Annotated in this window: 3 protein-coding genes; 2 read left to right on the top strand and 1 reads right to left on the bottom strand. The window is 58.4% G+C overall.

The genetic code is table 11. The features are described from left to right. A partial coding sequence (locus AAC035_RS21155) for a thiosulfate oxidation carrier complex protein SoxZ (protein WP_339807097.1) occupies positions 1 to 255 on the top strand: 255 nt, incomplete at its 5' end. A gap of 17 nt (positions 256 to 272) precedes the next feature. Here AAC035_RS21155 and AAC035_RS21150 read toward each other — a convergent pair. Then, positions 273 to 890, bottom strand: a complete 618-nt coding sequence (locus AAC035_RS21150) for a DUF4202 domain-containing protein (protein WP_339807096.1) — start codon at positions 888 to 890, stop codon at positions 273 to 275. A gap of 115 nt (positions 891 to 1,005) precedes the next feature. Between AAC035_RS21150 and AAC035_RS21145 the strand changes: the two genes are divergently transcribed. After that, positions 1,006 to 1,826 (top strand): diguanylate cyclase (locus AAC035_RS21145; RefSeq protein WP_339807095.1); only part of this gene is annotated, 821 nt, incomplete at its 3' end.

Genomic DNA, 1,826 nt, shown 5'->3' with positions numbered 1-1,826 from the left:
CTGATCAATCACCCCATGGAAACCGGATTGCGCCCGGACGGCGAGGACGCTGAAGATATTGCCCAGCAGCTGGTGGAATCACTGACCGTCACCCTGGACGGGGAGCCGGTGTTCCGCAGCCGTTTCTATACCGGCACCTCGGCCAACCCCTACGTTCAGTTCGCCATGACGCCAACACAACGGGGTGAACTGAATTTTCAGTGGCAAGACCAGAACGGCGAAACCGTCGAAGAACAGAAGACGCTAACCTTCTGAGTCGTGCCCGCAGCCGGTCAGTCCTGACCGGTTTCGCTCAAGGCTTCCTGTAACAGCTCCAGCAGGTGAGCCGGCATGCCTGCCGCCAGTTTCAGTGCAGCCTCATGGCCAGTCGGCGACATCTTGGCCCAGGTACGGCGCACGATCCGTAGCCACTTCTCCCGGTCATAATCGGCTTTCTGCTGGTAGAACTCTGCGAAATAGCGCTCCAGGAACACCATGCAGGCGACGTCTTCCAGAAGCTGGGTGTCGGCGTCGCTGCGCAACTCCCGCTTGGTGAGGATGGTCGCCACTTTCGCGCATTCTTCCGGACCGTAGCCACAGGCTGCCATGATCTCCGCCGCCCGCTCGCCGTGAAAACGGCCACAGGCCTGACGCCACTGGTAATAGGCCTTGCGACCTTCAGGGTAGTCGGCACGGGGCCTGGTCCAGCGCTCGATATGCTGGGCGCGGCAGGCGATCTGCATTCGCTCTGACGGGGCAGGGTCGAGCTCGAACAGCCAGCGGGTCATATGCAGGCTGTAGGCGTATTCCCGCGGCAACGTCTCACCGTCCACCTCCTCAGTGTTCGGGTCCTGCCGGTTTGCCCGGTCAATGGCCTCAAGTGCCTTGTGCAGTTCTGTCTGTTGCGTCATAGCCGTGTCCTTGAACAATCCAGGAAGAGGTAAGCCATTTACCCTATAGAACAGATACATTCTATCGTTGATAATCTGAATAGATTGAAAGTCCAGCATTTGCGAGAGAGCACCTGTGACGTCATCCCGCAGCAGTATCCCGGACAAGTGGAAGCCCGCTTTTGAGCGTTACCAGGAACAAATCGAGTCTCACCTGGTTCATGGCGGCGCCTGGCTGATGTTGGTGACGGTCTCTCTTTACCATGTCTCCCACACCTATTTTCATGTCCATGAAGCGGATCTTGGCCAGAATGAGCTGTTACTGCGATTGCCACTGCTTGCGGCCACAGTGCTTGCACTGAGCTCCCACTGGCTCGGTCTTCCGCGCTGGCCGGCGCGCTATTTTCTCAGGCTGATGGGCCTTGGTCTCAGCGGCATGGCGCTGTCATTACTGTTTCTGTTCGCCAGGTACGAGCCGCTCATGGTGAGTCAGGTTTCTGATGCCATGACCATTGCCCTGTTCGGGGCCACGGTGCTTTCCCTGCGGAACTTCAAAGAGTGGTTACTGATTGTATTGCTGCCGATCCTGCTTTTTTGCATCGCAGCCGTGGTTGCGGACCTGCCCTTGCTGACCCTTCTCGGTGTCTTCATCGGCCCGGCACTGATCATGCTGGTCACCAATATCCTGATGGCACTGGCTCGCATCGTTGACGCCGAAGGGTTTATCGCTCGCGAACGTCTGCGTGAAATGGCCACCACTGACCCGCTCACCGGGCTGCTCAATCGGCGGGCATTCATGCCGCTGGTGCAGCAGGAACAGGCTCGGGCCCAGCGTTCCGGAACCCCCTTCAGCGTTATACTGGCGGACCTGGATAAATTCAAGCGGGTTAACGACACCTGGGGCCACGAGACCGGTGACCAGGTACTTCAGAAAACGGCAGAATTACTCCAGAGCAG

Origin of the sequence: uncultured Marinobacter sp. (assembly GCF_963974375.1) — a bacterium.
GTDB lineage: Bacteria > Pseudomonadota > Gammaproteobacteria > Pseudomonadales > Oleiphilaceae > Marinobacter.
This window is presented reverse-complemented; position numbering and strand designations above follow the sequence as displayed.